Origin of the sequence: Corallococcus sp. CA054B (assembly GCF_003611625.1) — a bacterium.
Classification (GTDB): Bacteria; Myxococcota; Myxococcia; order Myxococcales; family Myxococcaceae; genus Corallococcus; species Corallococcus coralloides.
Window position 1 is genome coordinate 14,159 of the sequence record NZ_RAVY01000111.1, and the last position, 18,642, is coordinate 32,800.

11 protein-coding genes are annotated in these 18,642 nt (G+C 70.3%); 4 read left to right on the forward strand and 7 right to left on the reverse strand.

Translation table 11 applies throughout. The features are described from left to right. Positions 1-22 precede the first annotated feature (22 nt). Positions 23-3,007, forward strand: a complete 2,985-nt coding sequence (locus D7V80_RS24670; RefSeq protein ID WP_120590496.1) for an ATP-binding protein — start codon at positions 23-25, stop codon at positions 3,005-3,007. Positions 3,008-3,074: 67 nt separating this feature from the next. On the opposite strand, the gene D7V80_RS24675 is transcribed toward D7V80_RS24670, so the two are convergent. Together D7V80_RS24675 and D7V80_RS24680 are read right to left on the reverse strand one after the other, a co-directional pair. After that, complete coding sequence (locus D7V80_RS24675; RefSeq protein ID WP_120590497.1) at positions 3,075-5,108, reverse strand: M20/M25/M40 family metallo-hydrolase; 2,034 nt, start codon at positions 5,106-5,108, stop codon at positions 3,075-3,077. Between the two features lie 293 nt (positions 5,109-5,401). Continuing rightward, positions 5,402-5,725, reverse strand: a complete 324-nt coding sequence (locus D7V80_RS24680; RefSeq protein ID WP_120590498.1) for a hypothetical protein — start codon at positions 5,723-5,725, stop codon at positions 5,402-5,404. 219 nt (positions 5,726-5,944) lie between these two features. Here D7V80_RS24680 and D7V80_RS24685 point away from each other — a divergent pair, with 219 nt between their 5' ends. Continuing rightward, a complete protein-coding gene (locus tag D7V80_RS24685; protein WP_014397970.1) occupies positions 5,945-6,346 on the forward strand; it encodes a VOC family protein in 402 nt (133 codons plus the stop codon). A gap of 64 nt (positions 6,347-6,410) precedes the next feature. Here D7V80_RS24685 and D7V80_RS24690 read toward each other — a convergent pair whose 3' ends face one another. Further along, positions 6,411-9,974: a fibronectin type III domain-containing protein gene (locus tag D7V80_RS24690; RefSeq protein ID WP_120590499.1), complete on the reverse strand. Its 3,564-nt coding sequence runs from the start codon at positions 9,972-9,974 to the stop codon at positions 6,411-6,413. Positions 9,975-10,137: 163 nt separating this feature from the next. Then, positions 10,138-11,583 (reverse strand): glycosyltransferase family 39 protein, encoded by a 1,446-nt coding sequence (locus tag D7V80_RS24695; protein WP_120590507.1) that lies wholly within the window; start codon positions 11,581-11,583, stop codon positions 10,138-10,140. A gap of 154 nt (positions 11,584-11,737) precedes the next feature. On the opposite strand from D7V80_RS24695, the gene tesB reads away from it, so the two are divergent. After that, complete coding sequence (gene tesB, locus D7V80_RS24700; protein WP_120590500.1) at positions 11,738-12,607, forward strand: acyl-CoA thioesterase II; 870 nt, start codon at positions 11,738-11,740, stop codon at positions 12,605-12,607. A gap of 9 nt (positions 12,608-12,616) precedes the next feature. Here tesB and D7V80_RS24705 read toward each other — a convergent pair whose 3' ends face one another. Continuing rightward, complete coding sequence (locus tag D7V80_RS24705; protein ID WP_120590501.1) at positions 12,617-13,183, reverse strand: hypothetical protein; 567 nt, start codon at positions 13,181-13,183, stop codon at positions 12,617-12,619. Between the two features lie 80 nt (positions 13,184-13,263). After that, positions 13,264-14,493, reverse strand: coding sequence for a heparin lyase I family protein (locus tag D7V80_RS24710; protein ID WP_120590502.1), 1,230 nt, complete (start codon positions 14,491-14,493; stop codon positions 13,264-13,266). 623 nt (positions 14,494-15,116) lie between these two features. On the opposite strand from D7V80_RS24710, the gene D7V80_RS24715 reads away from it, so the two are divergent. Beyond that, positions 15,117-16,910: a sigma 54-interacting transcriptional regulator gene (locus tag D7V80_RS24715; protein ID WP_120590508.1), complete on the forward strand. Its 1,794-nt coding sequence runs from the start codon at positions 15,117-15,119 to the stop codon at positions 16,908-16,910. A gap of 4 nt (positions 16,911-16,914) precedes the next feature. Here D7V80_RS24715 and D7V80_RS24720 read toward each other — a convergent pair whose 3' ends face one another. After that, positions 16,915-18,291, reverse strand: a complete 1,377-nt coding sequence (locus tag D7V80_RS24720; RefSeq protein WP_120590503.1) for a hypothetical protein — start codon at positions 18,289-18,291, stop codon at positions 16,915-16,917. Positions 18,292-18,642: the final 351 nt, after the last annotated feature.

Sequence of the window (18,642 nt, forward strand, 5' to 3'; positions counted from 1 at the left end):
GATGCGAGGAGCAGCGCCCGCGATGAGCCAGGATGTTCCGCCGCAGACGCCGGAGGCCCTCTTCACCGGTCACAGCCAGATGCACGCGCTGGTGCGCACGCACGACTGGGCCGCGTCACCGGTGGGGCCCGTGACCTCCTGGCCCACGAGCCTCAAGATGCTCGTGAAGACGCTGCTCGGGTCGCGCTACCCCATGATCCTCACCTGGGGGCCGGAGCTCACCCAGTTCTACAACGACGCCTACTCGCTGGTGATTGGCGACAAGCACCCGGCCGCGCTGGGCACGGACATCCGGGGCACGCTCGCGGAGGCGTGGGACTCGCTGGAGCCGCTGGTGCGCGAGGCGATGACGACGGGCGTCGCCAGCTGGGTGCCCGCGCTCCAGCTGCTGCTCAACCGCAGCGGCTACCGCGAGGAGTCCTACTTCGACGTGAGCCACGCGCCCGCCTACGACGACACGGGCGCCATCGGCGGCATGCTCGCGGTGTGCGCGGAGGTGACGCCCCGGGTGCTGAGCGAGCGGCGCACGCGGCTGTTGCGCGACCTGTCCGCCCAGGCGGCGGACACGCGCAGCGTGGCGAAGACGTGCGGCGACCTGGTGACCGCCCTGGCGGACCATCCCCTGGACGTGCCGTGCGCGCTCCTCTACCTGCGCGAGGAGGACGGCAGGTCGCTGACGCTGTGCGGGGCCGTGGGCATCGAACGCGGCGGCCCCCTGAGCCCGGAGACCGTGATGCTGGACGCCGCCTCGCGCATGGCGGCGCCGTTCCTGCGCGCGCTCGGAGGAGCGCGGGTGCTGCGTGACGGGCTGGAGGCGCTCCTGTCCCTGAAGGGCGGGCCGTTTGGTGACGCGGTGGGCACGTTCCTCTTCCAGCCGCTCGCGGGCTCCGGCACGGCCGCGCCGCTGGGGGTGCTCGTCACCGCGCTGTCCCCCAACCGCGCCTTCGACGAGAGCCACGCCTCCTTCAGCGAGCTCTTGAGCGCGCAGGTGGCCGCGTCGCTGCGCAACGCGCGGGCCTACGAGGAGGAGCGCCAGCGGGCGGAGGCGCTGGCGGAGCTGGACCGGGCGAAGACGGCCTTCTTCCACAACATCTCGCACGAGTTCCGCACGCCGCTCACGCTGATGCTGGGGCCGCTGGAGGACGTGCTCGCGCAGGTGCCGGTGACGGAGGCCGCGCGCAAGGACCTGGAGCTCGTCCACCGCAACGCGGGCCGCCTGCTGCGGCTGGTGAACACGCTGCTGGACTTCAGCCGGCTGGAGGCGGGCCGCATCGACTCCTGCTTCGAGCCCACCGGGCTGGCCGCCTTCACCCGGGACCTCACCGGCCACTTCCGCTCCGCCATCGAGCGCACCGGCCTGTCCTTCCGCGTGGAGTGCGCCGAGCTGCCGGAGCCCGTCTACGTGGACCGGCAGATGTGGGAGAAGGTTGTCTTCAACCTGCTCTCCAACGCCCTCAAGTTCACCTTCGAGGGCGGCATCATCGTGCGGCAGGAGGCCCGGGGCGCCTCCGTCCTCCTGTGCGTCACCGACACGGGCACGGGCATCCCCGCGGAGGAGCTGCCCCACCTCTTCGAGCGCTTCCACCGCGTGCGCAACGCGCGAAGCCGCACCCACGAAGGCACCGGCATCGGGCTGGCGCTGGTGCGCGAGCTGGTGGTGCTGCACGGCGGCGACGTGACCGTGGAGAGCGAGGAGGGCAGGGGCACCACCTTCACCGTGCGCATCCCCCGGGGCCACGCGCACCTGCCCGCGGACCGCATCCAGGCCGCGCGCCAGCAGGAGTCCACCGCCCTGGGCGCGAGCCCCTTCCTCCAGGAGGCCGAGCGCTGGTCGGACGCACAGCCCGTGCTCCGGGCGCTGACGGACGAAGAGGAGGCCCCGGGCGCGGACGCTCTCCGCGCGCGCGTGCTGGTGGTGGACGACAACGCGGACATGCGCGAGTACGTGGAGCGCGTGCTGTCACCGTCGTTCGACGTGGTGCTGGCGACGGACGGACAGGCCGCGCTGGCCGCCGCGCGCGCGAACCCGCCGGACCTGGTGCTGACGGACGTGATGATGCCCCGGCTGGGCGGCTTCGGGCTCTTGCGCGGCCTGCGCGAGCAGCCGTCCACGCGCGCCGTCCCGGTGGTGATGCTGTCCGCCCGCGCCGGAGAGGAGGCCGCGGTGGAGGGGCTGGAGGCGGGCGCGGACGACTACCTGGTGAAGCCCTTCAGCGCCCGGGAGCTGGTGGCGCGCGTGCGCTCCATGCTGGAGCTGTCGCGCAGCCGCCGCGAAGCCCTGCGCCAGGAGCTGCTCTCCCAGTCGCTGCGCGAGAGCGTCCAGGCCCGGGATGACTTCCTCGCGGTGGCGAGCCATGAGCTGAAGACGCCGCTGGCCGCCTTCCGCCTGCACCTGGAGCGGCTGGAGCGCAGCCTGGGAGAGGATGCGCTGGGCCGCGCGCGAAGCCCGCTGGAGTCCGCCGGCCGTCAGGTGCAGCGGCTGCACGCGCTGATGGAGACGCTGCTGGACGTGTCGCAGCTCACCACCGGCCGGCTCGCGCTGGACTTGAACGACGTGGACCTCACCGCCGTGGTGGGCAACGCGGTGGCTCGGCTGCGCGAGGAGGTGGCGCGGATGGGCGTGACGGTGACGCTGGACGCGGACCTGCCGCTGGTGGGCCGGTACGACCGGCTGCGGATCGATCAGGTGGTGACGCACCTGCTGACGAACGCGGCGAAGTACGGCCAGGGCCGCCCCATCGCGGTGCGCGTGGCCGCCGAGGACGGCGCCGCGCGCCTCACCGTGCGCGACGAGGGCATTGGCATCAGCGAGGAGGACCGCGCGCGCATCTTCGAGCGCTTCGAGCGCGCGGTGCCCGGGCGCAACTACGGAGGCCTGGGCCTGGGGCTCTGGATTGCCCGGCAGGTGGTGGAGGCGCACGGCGGCCGCATCACCGTGGACAGCAAGCCGGGCCTGGGCTCCACCTTCGTGGTGGAGCTGCCGCTCGAAGGGCTCAAGGCGGCCTGAAACACGAAGGGGACCCGGGGCTTCGCGCTCCGGATCCCCTCCTGTGTCACTTCAGGTCAGCCGCCGCCTACTGGACCGTGAACATCAGGTCGTCGCGGTCGTTGTACTCGCCGGAGATGCACGCGCTGCTCGGGCTGCCGGTGCCGTAGCGGAACTGCGCGCGCACGGCCTGGTTGGCGCCCGAGGGCAGCGTGTACGTGGCCGAGATGGTCTGCAGGTTCGCCCCCGACGGCGTGACGGAGGTGATCAGCGTCCAGGTGGGCGTCGTCGCGGTGGCGTTGGCCGTGTAGTACAGGTCCAGCCGGTCCGACGCGGGGTTGGCGTAGGCCCAGACGGTGGCCTCCACCTTCACCTGCTTGCCCGCGGCGAAGTTGGAGCCGTCCACGGTGGACACCTTGAGCGCCTCCATGGACTCGTCGCCGCGGTAGGTGCCGGAGCTGCCGTCCTTGCAGGTGCCGCGCAGCGTGTTGGGCGTGTTCAGCTCCGGGCCCCGGGTGCCGCGGCCGTTGAAGAGGGTGCCGCTGTCACAGGTGGCCGCCGCCGCGCCGCAGCGCAGCGTCTTGTACGTGGTGTCGTAGGTGCCGGTCGTGGACACGTTGGCCACGGTCACCGTGTTCGCCGTCGTGGTGGTGGTGTTGCCCGAGCCGTCATGCGCCTTCGCCGCCACCGTGTGGCTGCCGTTGGCCACCGTGCGGCTGTCCCACGCGAAGGAGTAGGGCGAGGCCATGGCCGTGCCCTTCACCACGCCGTCCACCAGGAACTCCACCTTGCTGACGCCCACGTTGTCGCTGGCCGTCGCGGTGATGTTGGTGGTGCCGTTCACCGTCGCGCCGCTGGCCGGGGCGGTGAGCGCCACGGTGGGGGGCGTGGTGTCCGTGGGCAGGCCCGGGATGGTGCCCTTGCCCAGCTCCGCCAGGAACGCCGAGCCGATGCGCGCGAACTTCAACGCGTTGTTGGCGTTGCCGTCCGTGCTGTTGGCCAGGGTGTCGTTGGCCGTGTGGATGTAGGGGTTGTCGTTGTTCATCTGCGCTTCGAACGGCATGGACGCCGGGTAGCCCTGCGCGTGCCACGACGCGTGGTCCGAGCACCCGTAGCCGCACGTGATGTTGGTGCGCGTGTAGCCCGTGTACGTGTCGATGAGGTTGCCCAGGAACGCGTTCTGCGCCGCGTTGGTGTTGTCCGTGACGAGCGTCAGGTCCCACGTGGAGCCGCGGTAGTTGGTCATGTCCAGCTGGAGCACGCCCACCACGTTGGCGTTCGCGCTCTTGTGCGCTTGCGCGATGGCCTGCGAGCCATAGAGGCCCACCTCCTCCGCCGCGTACGCCATGAACTTCACCGTGCGCGCCGGCTTGTAGCCCTTGGCCATGGCCACGCGGAACACCTCCGACAGCGTGGCGACACCGGAGGCGTCGTCATCCGCGCCCGGTGCCGTCGCCGTGGGGCGGCTGGAGGAACTCACGTTGATGTTGATGGAGTCCAGGTGGCCGCCAATCACGACCACCTCGTCCGGGTAGACGGTGCCGGTAATGGTGGCGATGACGGAGGGCTGCGTCCAGCCGGAGTGCGTGTACAGCTGCACGCTCACGTCGCTGCGCCCGTTGGCGTAGGACTCCCACGTCGTCTTCAGCCAGTCGGCCGCCTGCGTGCCGCCGGTGGAGTTGTTGTAGTAGCGGTTCGTGTAGCTGGACAGCTGGATGATGGTGCCGCGCAGGCTGGCCTCCTGCAGGCCGGAGAACAGCGAGTTGACCACCGGCGCGTTGTCCAGCGTGTAGCTCACCAGCGACTGCGTCGGCTGCGCGGGCGTGAGCTGCGCGAGCGCCTCCTCCTGCGTGTCGTGCGCCATGTAGCCCGCGCAGCGGTGATACTGGCTGTGCATGATGGCGGACACGTCGCCCAGCTGCGATTCGGCGAGCTTGAGCACGCTCACCCCGTTCGCCTCGCGCACCAGCGTGGGCGCGCTCCCGCCGCTGAACGACGAGCGCACCGTGCGCACCGCGTCCGAACCGATGGTGATGAAGACCTCCTTGTCGCGCGGCTCTTCGGCGGAAACGGTGGCGCAACACAGCGACACGACGACGGGGACCACTCTCTTCAAACGCATGTTCCGCTCCGATTCCAGGCGAGGGGCGCACTGACGGGAGGCACGACCAAGGACCCCCCACGTTCAAGTCCAGGCCGGTTGGCCAGACTTCGTGGGTTGCGCGCATCCTGTGGAATTCAAGACACCGCCGTCAAGGCGGAGAGCAGCGTGAGACAGGATGAGACAGGTTTTTCCGCCAACGATGACGCACGCGGGCCACGCCCGGACGCGCCGCGGAAGGGCTCACGCGGGGTCCTGGATGAATGATTGGAAAATGGGAAACGCGAGGGGGCGCCGCGGGGGACGGGCGGCGCTCAGGTCTGCAGGTTCATGGACAGCGAGCGGCCGGCGGCGAAGCGGGGCTCCGCCTGGAGCTTCTCCAGGACGCGGTCCGAGGCGACGAGCGTCACCTGGGGCAGGAGGCCCGGCTCGCTCATCCACTTCACGGCGCCCAAGAGGTGCTGGGCCTTGATGAACTCCAGGACGGCGCCGTGGAAGGCCTTGCCCTCCTCGCGCCACACCTGGGCCAGCTCCGCCCGGCCCCGCTTCTCCACCGGAGGGGGGGCCTTGGAGGCCTTTGCCGCGCGCCGCTTCGGGGACTGCTCTTCACGGGGCAGGACGATGATTTCGATGAACATCGCGGCACCCTCCTGAAGGCAAGAACAGCGAAGTGGCGCGGACTATCGCACGAAGCTGCATCGTCCTGCCGCCGCGCGCCCGCGCTTTTGTGGAAGTCGCTGCCGCTTTCACGACTTCCCGGGCGCAGCCGCCTTGACATGCGTGAATTGCAGCTCTGATGGTCGCGGGAGCACGCGGTGTTGAACGACACCCGACACGCCAACCCCACGAGGCAGACCATGGAACTGCACCACGGCCGCATGTTCGACCACGTCCACCTCCAGGTCCGGGACCTGGAGGCGAGCAAGCGCTTCTACCGCGCGGTGCTGGAGGTGATGGGCATCCCGGTCTTCAACGAGAGCGAGCGGCACCTGGCGGCGGACGAGCTCTTCCTCAGCAACGACCGCGAGCCCACCGCGCGCGTGCACCTGGCCTTCCAGGCGAAGGACCGGGAGATGGTGCACCGCTTCCACCAGGCGGCGGTGGCCGCGGGGGGCCGTGACAACGGCGCGCCCGGCGAGCGCTCCTACCATCCGGGGTACTACGCGGCCTTCGTGTTGGATCCGGACGGCAACAACATCGAGATGGTCCACCACGGGCCCGCGAAGCGCTCGGCGCCGTCCGTCGTGTACACGTGGTGAAGCCGTGAAAAGGCACGGGGGCCCCCGGCATGGACCGGGAGCCCCCATGTCACTTCCGGGATGACTAGCGCGCCGTCACGGCCCGGCCGCGCACCTGCTTCGCGGACGGGGCGGTGGGGTTGGCGGCCACCGCGGACGTGACGTTGAAGACCAGGTCGTCGCGGTCGTTGTACGAACCGGCCACGCAGGCACTGGTGGCGGTGCTGCTGAAGCGGAACTGCGCGCGCACGGCGTGGTTGCCGGTGGTGCTGCCCACGGTGACGGGGAAGGAGAACGTCTTCGCCCCCACCGCGGTGCAGGCCTGGCCCGTGCTGATGGCGGTCCACGACGGCGTGGTGGTGTTCGTCGTGTAGTACAGGTCCAGCTGGTCGCTGGTGCCGTAGCACCACACCGTCACGTCCACCGTGAGCTGCTTGCCCGGGGTGATGGTGCCCTGGTCCACCGTCTTGAGCACGATGCGGTCGATGCTCTCATCCGAGTGGTAGCTGCCGGAGTTGCCGTCCGCGCAGGTGGCGCCCAGGGTGTTGGGCTGGTTGGGCTCCACGCCGCCGGACAGCGTGCCGCGCCCGTTGACGAGCGTGGGGCCGGTGTCGCAGCCGCACACGGAGCCGCAGGCCGGGGTGCGCAGGCTGGAGTTGTACGTGGCCACGGTGGGCGTGCACACGTTGGTGGTGGTGAAGCTGAAGGCGGTGCTGTACGCGCCCGCGCCGCAGCTGTCGGTGGCCCGCGCGCGCCAGTAGTACGCCGTGAGGTTGGACAGGCCCGGCGTCACGTTCCACGCGCTGGAGGACAGGCCGGTGGCGCTGCGCACCACGTTGGTGAACGCGCTGTCGGTGGCCACCTGCACGTCATAGCCGGCCGCGCTCGTCACGTCGGACCAGTCCAGCGCCGGCGTCAGCGCGACGCCCGTGGCGCCGGAGGCGGGGGACGTCAGGGTGGGGGCCGCCAGGGTGACGCAGCCGCGCGTGGTGAAGCTGCGCGTCGCGCTCCAGGAGCTGGTGCCACCGCACGAGTTGAGCGCCCGCACGCGCCAGTAGTAGGCGGTGTTCGCCGTCAGGCCCGGGGACACGTTCCAGTTGCTGGCCACGAGCGAGTTGGCGCTGCGCACCACGTTGGTGAACGCGCTGTCGGTGGCCACCTGGACCTCGTAGCCGGACACGCCCGTCACGTCCGCCCAGTCCAGCGCCGCGAGCAGCTCCACGCCGGTGGCGCCGGAGGCGGGGGTGGACAGCGTGGGCGCGCCGGGCGCCGCGCAGGTGGGCGTGGTGCAGGTGCAGGTGGACGCCGGGCCGAAGCACGCGTTGCTGCTCGCGGGCACGACCGAGTAGCAGTACTGGCGGCCGTTGGCGACCTCCGCGTCCGTGTAGCTGGTGCCGGTGACGGTGGCCACGCGCGCCTTGCCGAAGTCACAGCCCGCGAAGCCCTCCGTCTTCATCACCCAGTACTGGCTGGCGCCCGCGGAAGCGGTCCACGACAGGCTCACCTGGCTGTCGCCCGGGGTGGCCGTGGTGGTGGGGGCCGCCGTCGGCGCCGTCGCGCAGCCGCCGTTGGTGGGCGCGGGCGTGGAGCAGGCGATGTTGTGGCGGTTGTACGCGGCGTAGATGGCCGTCATGTGCGGCGTGCCGTCCGCCAGGTTGCCGTTGTCGTCGTCCGCGGCCAGCCACTGCATGTAGCCGTTCGTCGCGCCGCAGCCGTCGGACGTGCCGGCGGTGCAGTTGCAGGCGTGCCACGTGCCGATGTTGCCGGAGCCCTGGTAGAAGAGCTTGTTGCCCAGGAGGAACGCGTCGTTGGAGTTGTAGTTGAAGGGCGCGGCCGTGAGGTCGCGCGTCACCAGGTCCCACGCCGCCTGGCGCACGGGGGACGCGGCGCAGTGCACCTGCTTGCTGCACGGGCCGGAGCCGGACGAGCACATCTTGCAGGTGAAGTTCTGCGGGGTGGCCGGGATGTTCGGCGCGCTCGCCGCCCAGTCCGCGTCACGCACGCCCGAGCAGCGCAGGTTGCACCAGGACTGGCCCGCCACCTGCGACTCCTGCTGGTTGTAGCCCGTGCCGTCCGGCGTCAGGCCGCAGCCCGTGTCCGTCGTCTGGAAGAAGCCGTAACCCACGCAGGACGTCTGCAGGCGCAGGATGCCCGCGATGTCCGCGTAGCCCTCGCTGGAGTTGGACAGGGAGCCGTTGGCATCGAAGTTGTCCATGCCGTGGCCCCACTCGTGGTCGAACACCGCGCCAATCTCACCGGTGTTCCGGCAGCCACCGCCGGACTTGTAGAAGTTCACGCTGCTGCCGTTCCAGAAGGCGTTGCAGGTGCTGTTCAGGTTCACGTTGGACGTGAGCTGGCCCTGCAGCCAGGTGTTGCTGGGCAGCCAGCCGCGGGCCACCTCCTTGATCTTGTTCAGCTCGTAGAAGCTGGAGCGCGCCGCCGGCGTGTTGCCCGGGGACGTGCCCGCGGGCACCGTGCAGTCGTGGTCGTTGTTCACGCCGCCCAGGTCCAGGCTGCCCGTGGCGGAGCTCACGTTGATGGCGCCGCAGCTGTCGGCGATCTTCACGTACTTGCCGGAGAGCGTCGTGTTGAAGGTGCCGGTGCTGTAGTTGTAGATGCCCGCGCCGTCCGTGAAGTTGTTGGGCGACGCGAAGCCCGTGTTCGCCCACGGCATGGGCGTGTTGGGCTGCATGGTGCCGCACGTCTCCTTCGACGTGCAGGTTCCGATGTTGGTGGACGGGTACACGCCGCCCTTCACCTGCGCGTCGAAGTAGTGGTTGTCATCCTCCACGGCGAGCACCTCGCCGGAGTTGGCGTCCACCGTCACCTTCCAGCGCTCGTGCTCACCGGGGTTGGAGAAGCCGTAGCTCCACACCAGCGCGTGCCCGTAGCCCTGGCCGAAGGCCGCGCCCGTGCGCGCGTAGGGGGCCACCTCCAGCGTGGGCGGCTGCCACAGGCTGGTGGGTGACAGCGTCTGGCCCAGGAACGTGCTGCCCGCGGCAAGGGCCTGGTTCGCGCTGAAGCGGGGCTTCGTGTCGATGCCCACGTTGGCCCACGCCTCCGTGCCCAGGAGGATGAGGTTGCCGTGGCTGATGGTGGCCGCCAGCCGGCCGTGCCGCACCGTGATGCCGTTCACCACCTGCGGGATGTGCACCTGCCACAGCGTGTCCGACACCTGCGTCACGCGCGGCGAGCCCAGCTGCAAGAGGTCCACGCCAATCGCGTCCTGATGGTCCGCGACGAACTTGAAGACGAGCTCTCCCACCACGGACTCGTCCACGCTGCCCACCGAGCGGCCCAGCCCCTGGCGCACGGCTTCGAGCGTGACGTTGTTGCGGAAGCCGTCACCCGGGATGAGCGGGAAGCTGCCCTGGATGCCCGTGGGCATGCCGGACAGCGGATCCAGGTACACCTGCACGTTGCCGCCGAAGCGGGCGACGAACCCCGCCCATTTGTCCGCGCCCGCGCGCGGCATCAGCGACCGCGCCTTCTCCAGCGGCACGTTCTGGATGGGGAGGTAGAGGTCCGGCTTGAAGAAGGCCTTCTTCGCCACCGCGCTCTGCTGCTCGGGCTGGGAGGGTTGGAATGCGTACGTCGTGGATGACACCAGGAGGGCAAGACAACACAACGCGGACCGCAGGGGGCGCATGACGTCTCCTCGGGTGATGCCGCCGGACGGGACCGGCGGGCTCCGGGGCGGAGCGTCTCCCTGCTTAGGTCATGCGCTTTTTAAGTGGGTATTGCGGTTATTCCTGATTAGGGACGAATTTGGGGAAACGAAGTGGTTTCAATGGCTTGCAGTGTTCACTCGCTCAAGGTTGGGGCCAGAGCCGGACGCGGTCGTCCTGGATGAGCTTGCCATTCACGGCGTCGGTGGTGCCGCTGGCCATGAAGCGGCGGGGCGTCTCCCGCGTGGCGACGAGCGCGGCCTCCGCCCACACGAGCAAGAGCAGCGCCCCGGCGAGCGCGGGCAACCTCCGGGCCACGGCCGCGTGGCGCTCCCCCAGGACCTTCAGCGGCAGCACCAGCAGCGGCAGGAGCGCGGGGAAGACGACGAGCAGGCCGCGCGCATAGCCGAAGAAGGCGAGCGTTATCAGCACCCGGTGCAGCACCACCAGCGACAGCAGCCGGAAGGGCGCGTGCGCGGGCTTGAGCGACAGCAGCATCCCGGCGAGGAGCAGCGCCGCCAGCGGCCACTTGAGCCACGCGGCGTCGGGGACGAACACGTCCACCGGGGCGCGCTCGCCAGTGAGGCCTCCGGGTACGTCCGACACGCCGACGCCCAGGCTCAGGCCGTCCAGCCACAGGTCCAGCTTCGTCCAGAGCAGCCGGGCCGCGTCGCCCGGCGAGGCCACCATCCAGCGCAGCCCTTCCGCGTAGCCATGCAACAGCAGGCGCCGGTGCTCCGGGCGGGATGGGTCCAGCTGGCCGTTGCTGCCGCCCTGGTTGATCAGCGCCGGGGTGAAGCCCCCGGTGGCGCCGGCATGATTGGCCATGGCGAAGTTGAGCGGCCCGTACACGGTGACGGGCACCCACTCCGGCAGGGGCTCCAGGTGCGGCGCCCGCGCGTTCAGCTCGCGCATCGTGTCCAGGTTGTGCAGCGCGGAAGGAACGAGCAGCAGCAGGGACACGCCCATCGCCGCGCCCCAGCGCAGGGCCCACGGCCTCCAGTGCGCCCGCTCGCGCGCGGTCCACGCATACGCCAGGAGGAAGGGCCACAGCCCCAGGTGCTCCGCGCGGGTGAGGGTGCCCCAGCCCATCACCGCGCCCAATCCCAGCACCGCGGGCCAGGACGGCACCCCGCCGCCCATACGCAATGCCAGCGCACAGGTGAAACACAGCCACAGCGCGGACAGCGTCTCATTGCTGTACGTGGTGGAGAGCACCAGCCACCCGAAGCTCGTGGCATACAGCCCCGCCGCCACCAGGCTCCACGGCGTTCCCAGCAGGCGCCGCCAGAAGCCCTGGCAGAGGGCCACCGTGGCCGAGCCCAGACAGGCGAGCGCCAGCTTGTACGGCAGCGCGCTGCCTTGGGGCTCGCCCAGCACCCGGTACAGCAGTCCCAGGAGGGCGGGGAACAGGGGCGGGTGGTAGGGCAGGGCGATGGGGCCTTCGCGGCCCCGCGCCAGGTCCAGCGCGGCGGTGTGGAAGAAGCGCGCGTCGCCCGCGAAGAAGACGGAGAAGGGCCAGTCCCGGTCCGGAGAGGCCGCCAGGTACAGCCCTCGCAGGAGCAGGCTGGCGGCGAACGTGGCCGCCATGCCCCAGGCCGCCGGGTGCCGCCGGACGGTGTCTGGCAGGGAAAGCGAGGCCACGGGCTCCTCCGGGGCAGAAAGGCGCCGCACTCTACATTGGTCCGCGCACCGGCCTGGGGGCTGGGATATGGACGGGGTGCGTCAAAACGGGAGGACGTACATGAGCCGCGTGCTGGACGAGCTGTTGGGGCTCCTGAAGCTGGAGCCCATCGAGGAGAACCTGTTCCGTGGCGCAAGCCAGGACCTGGGCTTCCGGCAGCTCTTCGGAGGGCAGGTGCTGGGACAGTCCTTGTCCGCCGCCAGCCAGACGGTGGAGGAGAAGCGCACGGTGCACTCGCTGCACGGCTACTTCCTGCGCCCCGGCGACGCGGGCCTGCCCGTCGTCTACACCGTGGACCGCGTGCGTGACGGCGGCAGCTTCACCACCCGCCGCGTGGTGGCCATCCAGAAGGGCCAGCCCATCTTCACGCTGATGGCGTCGTTCCAGGGCGAGGAGCCGGGCTTCACGCACCAGGCCACCATGCCGGACGTGCCGCCGCCGGAGTCGCTGCCCACGGACCTGGAGCTCCTGGGGCGCCACGCGGGCCGCATGTCGGAGCGGCACCGGGAGAAGTTCCTCTCCGCCAAGCCCATCGAGATGCGCCCGGTGACGTATGTGGACCCCTTCGAGCCCAAGGCCGAGCCGCCCGTGAAGCACGTCTGGTTCCGCGCCGACGGCGCCATGCCCGACGAGCCCCAGGTGCACCGCTACGTGCTCGCGTACGCCAGCGACTTCAACCTGCTGGGCACCGCGCTCCAGCCGCACGCGCAGACGTTCCTCCAGCCGGGCTTCCAGATGGCCAGCCTGGACCACGCGCTGTGGTTCCACGGCGACCTGAAGATCAATGACTGGCTGCTCTACACCATGGAGAGCCCCTGGGCCGGCAACGCCCGGGGCCTGGCGCGCGGGCACGTCTTCACCCGCGACGGGCGGCTCGTGGCCTCCGTGGCCCAGGAGGGGCTGCTGCGCCAGCGCACGGACGCGCGCTAGCGAAAGGCATCACAAGGTCTCAGGGACTGCCCGGGGCTGGGGGCCCAGCTCGATGACGCCACCAGGGTGGTCGCCATCCGAACCGGAGGTGGGCTTGAAGAGCTTGCTCACCATGACCAGCGACCCCATCAACACGACGCCGATGGTGCCCGTCAGCAGCAGCGTCTTGCCCAGGCTGAACTCGCGCAGCCGGGCGTGGTCCACCTCCGACAGGGGGACGATGACCGGGGGCGCGGCGGCGCTGGAGGTGGAGCCCTCCAGGGGCACGCCCCGGAAGCGGTCGCCGTCCACGCCCACCTCGATGAAGCGCTGGAACTCCGCGTCCGTCTGGGCGGAGACCCGTGCCAGCGCCAGCGGCGTGTCGGACGTGAACTGGTGCGCCTGGCCTTCCACGTCGCGCACCGTGCGCTGGCGCTCCGTGACGCGGTTGAGCATCACGTCGCCCAGCTCCCGCATCAGCGCCGCGTTTTCGTCCCGGAAGCCATCCAGCCGCGCCAGCTCCGGCTTGGGGATGGCATAGGTCGTGGTGCAGGACGCCAGCAGGGACACGGCGGTCAACGCGGCGCACAGACGCATGAGACGACTCCTCGGGATGGGCTCGTGAAAGCCTATCCCGGAGCGCGCCCCGGCGCCTACCGGGGCACGCGGCCGGCGTCTCACTTCAGCTTGTAGTTGGCATCCAGCACGTCCGCCTGCGTCCGGCCCATCACCCAGCCGTCGTGGTAGACGACGCCCACCGGCGCGATGGTGTCGTTCCGGTACAGGCCGATCTTCAGGTAGTTGAGCTGCCCGGAGTACTGCGTCGCGATGTAGCGCTTGGGCAGCACCAGCTGGCCGTCGTAGTACAGCTCCACGAAGCCCACGCTCGCGTTGGGGGACCACTTCACGTGGAAGACGAAGTCGTGCCACGTGTTGCGCACCAGCGGCGTGCGCCAGACGATGGTGCCCGGGGACCCGCCGATGTTGAGCCGCATCTCCTCGCCATAGACGTAGAACTCCACCGGCGGCGAGCCGCAGCACCCGTCGTGGTGCCACTGGGTGAAGAGCTGCCAGGTGTTCACGCTGGGGAAGTCCGCCGCGAAGCGCGTGCTCCAGCGGTACCAGTACTCGGAGCCCACCGCCTCCTTCGTCTGCTTGAAGATTTCGTTGCGGTTGCCGCTGGAGTTGATGGGGTCATCGCCCTGCTTCACCGTTGCCTTGAGGGCGAAGCCGCCCTCGCGCACAGGCGACGAGACGACCTGGAGCCGGTCCGCGGACATCATCTGCGTGCCGTCCCACTGGCTGCGGTTGCCGGACTCGAAGTCGCCCCGCCACACGATGCCGCCCGGCGTGGTGGGGGGCGGCGTCGTGGTGGTGCCGGCGCAGGGGCGCGCCTCCGCGATGCTGGCCCAGTCGTTGAGGGTGTTGCCCTGCACCGTGACGCGCACCCGGCGCGTCGTCACCGGCGTGAAGGTGTACGTCTCCGCCGCGGTGGTCGTGCCCTTGCTCTTGCCGCTGAACACCTGCGTATAGGTGTAGCCGTCCGGTGACACGGAGATGGTGAACGTGTTCGCGCGCTTGTTGCCCTCGTGCCAGGCCACCGCCATCGCGCCCACGCTCTTGGTGGAGCCCAGGTCGTAGTCAATCCACTGGCCCTTGCCCAGGCTGCTCCAGCGCGTGGTGAGCTGATCATCCAGCGTGTTCGTCGCGACGCTGCCGGTGCCGTCGTCGCCGCTGGCCTTCACGCTGGCGGGCGTGAGCTGCGTGCAGCCGGTGGTGGTGAGGTCCTCGCCGGACGTGTCGAGCGACGGCTGGCGGTCTTCCGCCGGAAGGGAACCATCCGGAGCACCACAACCAGCGGCGCCCAGGACGAACAACGTTTCAACCAGGAGGAGGGTTTTCTTCAAGGGGTTGGCCCAGGGGGAAAGGACAGGCAGTGAAAGGCCATGCTCCAACGACAGGAGACAGAGGCATGGCTGGGAGATGTCTGGCTTTACGGCGGGGCAATCCCCTCTCGTGCTCCCGGACCTGTTCCACAGGGCCGCGTCGACGGGAGGAGAAAGACAACGTGACGTGTGTTCGGGTGCTCCATCTGCGGCAGCGGGGGAAAAGCCTGCCGTGCTCCAAGGTGATAAACCGAATATCGAAGTTCTATTTCGAACACAAGCGACGCTGAACCCGCTTGCACGCCAGGCAGGTTCAACTCCGAAAGACAGACATCAATTTCAGACGGCCCGGTTGGAATCCTTCAACACACCGGAAGGGGCGATACAGCCCGTCGCGTGGGATGCGCACCCCGGGAGCACGGATGTTTCGCACCGCGGTTGTGGTGCGGTGTGGGAACGCGCGAGCCATCGTTTCGGGCAGGGCATTTTGGACCCGTGTCCAGTTGCGACGTGCCGGGGGGACATCCTCTTTGCCGCCGACTTGCGATGACGGGAGAATCAGGCAGAAACCCGTCCGCGATGTCCGTATTTTTCCAGGAAGCCCGCCGCGCGGCGGCCATGAGGCCGGTCGAGTGACGCACCCCATGTCGCGCCCCGCGTCCGAGCAGGTGCCCCGGAGCGAGCGCAAGCCGCTTTACGTGAAGGTGGTGACCCAGCCGGCGCTGCATGGCTGCTGGTCCGTGAACATCAGCGAGACGGGCATCGGTCTCATCGCCACGCCGCGCCGCCCCTCCGAGGGCCCGCACGAGAACGAGCCGGTGGAGATGGCCTTCTCGCTGCCGGACACGGGCGCGCACGTGCGGGTGCAGGGCACGGTGCGCTGGCGCCACGACACAGCGAGCAGTGGGGGCACCGTCGCGGCGCTGGGCATCAGCTTCGGCGCCTTCGACGCGGCGGACGGCGTGAAGCTGGCCCGCTACCTGGCCACGTCCCACCTGCAGGTGGTGGCGGCCTTCGCCTCGGACGACGAGTCACGCGCGGTGCGCCAGGCACTGGCCGGCGTGGCCACGCCGCACTTCGCCGCCACCTCGGAGGAGGTGCACGCGCTGCTCACGCGCGGAGACATGGCGGTGCTCCTGGTGTGCGGCCAGGACGAGTCGCAGGCGCTCGCGCTGGTGGAGTCCCTGGCGGAGCTGCGCGCGGAGGTGGACCCCACGGGGGCGGGGCCGCCCAGCGACCTGGCCTCGCGCATCGTCTACTGCGCCCCGGCGGCCCCGGAGCGGCTGGTGGCGCTCTTCAACACCGGCCGCATCTACCGGGCCCTGGGCGCGTGGCCGGACCCGGACACCCTGCGCGAGGCGGTGCTCCAGGCGGGGCGCGAGCACGGCTTCCGCACGGAGCAGTGGCGCATGGCGCTGGAGCTGGAGCGCAACCTCATGCGCGAGCGCGCGCTGGCCCAGACGCCGGTGGTGGGCGTGGGCCGCCACGGGGAGGACGTGGGCTTTCGCAGCCCGCCCATGCAGCGGGTGATGGAGATGGTGCGCCTGGTGGCCCCCCACCGGGTGGCGGTGCTGCTGCAGGGCGAGACGGGCACCGGCAAGGAGGTGCTGGCGCGCATCCTCCACCGGCTCTCCGGCCGCGGGGACCTGCCGCTCGTCGTCCAGGACTGCGGCGCGCTCACGGAGACGCTGCTGGAGAGCGAGCTGTTCGGCCACGTGAAGGGGGCCTTCACCGGCGCGGTGTCGGACCACCCGGGCCTCTTCGTGCTCGCCAACGGTGGGACCATCTTCCTGGACGAGATTGAAAACACCACGCCCAACCTCCAGGCGAAGCTGTTGCGCGTGCTGGAGACGGGCGACATCCGCCCGGTGGGCGGCACCCAGGTGCGCCACGTGGACGTGCGCGTGGTGGCCGCGAGCAACCGGGACCTGGGCGAGGAGGTGCGCGCCGGCCGCTTCCGCGCGGACCTCTTCTACCGGCTCAACAGCTTCACCATCGACATCCCGCCCCTGCGCGAGCGCCCGGAGGACATCCCGGAGCTGGCCCGCGCCTTCGTGGAGCAGTTCAACCGCACCCTCAAGCGCTCCGCCACGGGCGTGGCCCCGGACGCGGACGAGGTGCTGCACGGCTACGGCTGGCCGGGCAACGTGCGCGAGCTGCGCAACGTGGTGGAGCGGGCGGTGCTCCTGTCCCGGCCCGGGGAGATGCTCACCCGGCGCCTGTTGCCGCCCGCGCTCCTCAGCAACACGCTGCCCCGGGCGGACCCCACCGGGGACGGCTCGCTCAGGGCCCGGCTCCAGCAGGTGGAGCGCGACCTCATCCGCGAGGCCCTGGAGCGCCACGGCGGCGTCCTGCGCCGCGCCGCCGTGGCCCTGGGCATGGACCCCGTGACGTTGGGCCGCCGGGCCCGCCGTCACGGGTTGTGGAAGGCGGAGTAGCCCCTCAGCGCGCCCGCATCCACTGGAGGATGGGCTGCCACACGCGCACGCGCGCGTCCCGGGCGAGGAACAGGTCCGCGTGGCCGAAGTCCAGCGCGCGCTCCCCCTCCGGCCGGTTGCGCACGATGAGGTGGGTGACGTCCTTGCTGCCCAGCAGGCGCGTGGAGTACTCGCCATAGCGGCCCACGCCGCCCCCCGCGCCCACGTACAGCACCGGCACCTTCACGTCCTTGAGGTGGTCGTCGTAGGGCACGTCCAGGCCACACAGCTGCTTCTCCGTCTCCACCACCTCGTTGAGGCTCTGGTAGGGCACCGCCAGCTGGAGGTAGTCGAACAGGGTGGACTCCGACGTGTAGGCCGTCCGGTCCGGGAGGCCCGCGGTGTCCGGCACGCTGCCCGCCAGGTGGTAGCCCGGCGTGATTGGCTGGAGCGGCGCCAGCAGCGCCCCGGTCCGCCCGGCGGCGATGACCGCGAACTTCCGGTTGGTGGGACGGATGGGGCCCGCGAAGCCCGCCGGGGCCAGTGGAGACGGCGCGTTGGGAGCACGGCTCGCCAGCTCCCCCATGGTCTTCACCGGCATGCCCGGCGCGGGCCCCAGGAGGCCCCCTTCCGTGCGGCCCTCGTCGCGGGCGGCCTGGAGCGCCTCGTACCGCTGGCACGCCCACTGGCGCTGCTCGGCAGCGTCCGGCCCGTAGCGCAGCACCATGTCCATGGGCACGAAGCCGTCCACCCGGCGCAGGGAGCGCGGGCGCTGCGACTCCCCGTCCAGGTACGCGTACCCGAGGGTCGCGCCCCGGCTCCAGCCCAGGAGGAACATCCGATCATTGCCGCCGTTGCCGCCCAGCCGCCGCACCACGTCCGCCAGCGCCAGCCCCGTGCCCACGTCCTTCACGTGAGACTCCATGTTCCAGCCCTCCATGAACTGGAAGTCCGTCTCCGCCTCCGGCACGCCCACCCAGCGCAGGTCCAGGCCCCACACGTCCACGTCCTGGCTCGCCAGGTACGTCGCGAGGGAGCGGTTCTCCGGCATCGTCGTCACGCAGCTGCTGGTGAGGAACGCGGGCACGAAGCCCCACAGGTCCCCGTGCACCATGAACACCGCCCGGCTGCTGCGCGCCGGAATCCACGGGTAGGACTCACGCACCACGCGGTGCACGGTGATGGCGTCGTACTTCCCCGCGCCCACCCGCACCTTCCAGCTGTAGTGCGCAAGCCCACCCCCCAGCACCTCGCGCTTCGTGGTGGAGGCCATCAGGCCCGACGACACCAGCGACCGCGACCACGCATCCGCCTGGACTGCCACCTCGTGCGCGTCCCCCGGATTCGCGCGCAGCGCCACGAACAGCACCACCACCATCCACAGGCTCAACGTCCCACGCATACCGACCTCGACTCGCATTGAGGGTCCCCCACGCAGACAAGCGCCAGGCTCCGACACCCGGTGCCTCCCGATGCAGGCCTTCCCAGAGCACCTTCCGTGCCAGGGCCCAAGTGGTTGATTTCATTGGTGTCGCCCCGCAGGGCAAGCTTCACTGGTGAAGGCCGCTGGACGCGTGTCCCAACACCCTCCGAGTGAAGAAACGCAGGACCCGGCGTGCTTCAATGCTGAGACATGCGGACCACGAATGGCGCAGGCCCCTTCGGACTGAACGGACACCCCTGCCGGCCCCCCGGGGTGTGTTTGTTCATTCAATCCAACACATACATATGAAACCTGTCTCTTATACAATCT

Excerpts from the sequence above, each read along its gene's own strand:
- D7V80_RS24675 (WP_120590497.1), bottom strand. The coding sequence starts at position 5,108 with ATGCGTTTGAAGAGAGTGGTCCCCGTCGTCGTGTCGCTGTGTTGCGCC.
- D7V80_RS24695 (WP_120590507.1), bottom strand. The coding sequence starts at position 11,583 with ATGGCGGCCACGTTCGCCGCCAGCCTGCTCCTGCGAGGGCTGTACCTG.
- D7V80_RS24720 (WP_120590503.1), bottom strand. The coding sequence starts at position 18,291 with ATGCGTGGGACGTTGAGCCTGTGGATGGTGGTGGTGCTGTTCGTGGCG.
- D7V80_RS24715 (WP_120590508.1), top strand. The coding sequence starts at position 15,117 with ATGTCGCGCCCCGCGTCCGAGCAGGTGCCCCGGAGCGAGCGCAAGCCG.
- D7V80_RS24680 (WP_120590498.1), bottom strand. The coding sequence starts at position 5,725 with ATGTTCATCGAAATCATCGTCCTGCCCCGTGAAGAGCAGTCCCCGAAG.
- D7V80_RS24705 (WP_120590501.1), bottom strand. The coding sequence starts at position 13,183 with ATGCGTCTGTGCGCCGCGTTGACCGCCGTGTCCCTGCTGGCGTCCTGC.
- tesB (WP_120590500.1), top strand. The coding sequence starts at position 11,738 with ATGAGCCGCGTGCTGGACGAGCTGTTGGGGCTCCTGAAGCTGGAGCCC.
- D7V80_RS24690 (WP_120590499.1), bottom strand. The coding sequence starts at position 9,974 with ATGCGCCCCCTGCGGTCCGCGTTGTGTTGTCTTGCCCTCCTGGTGTCA.
- D7V80_RS24670 (WP_120590496.1), top strand. The coding sequence starts at position 23 with ATGAGCCAGGATGTTCCGCCGCAGACGCCGGAGGCCCTCTTCACCGGT.
- D7V80_RS24685 (WP_014397970.1), top strand. The coding sequence starts at position 5,945 with ATGGAACTGCACCACGGCCGCATGTTCGACCACGTCCACCTCCAGGTC.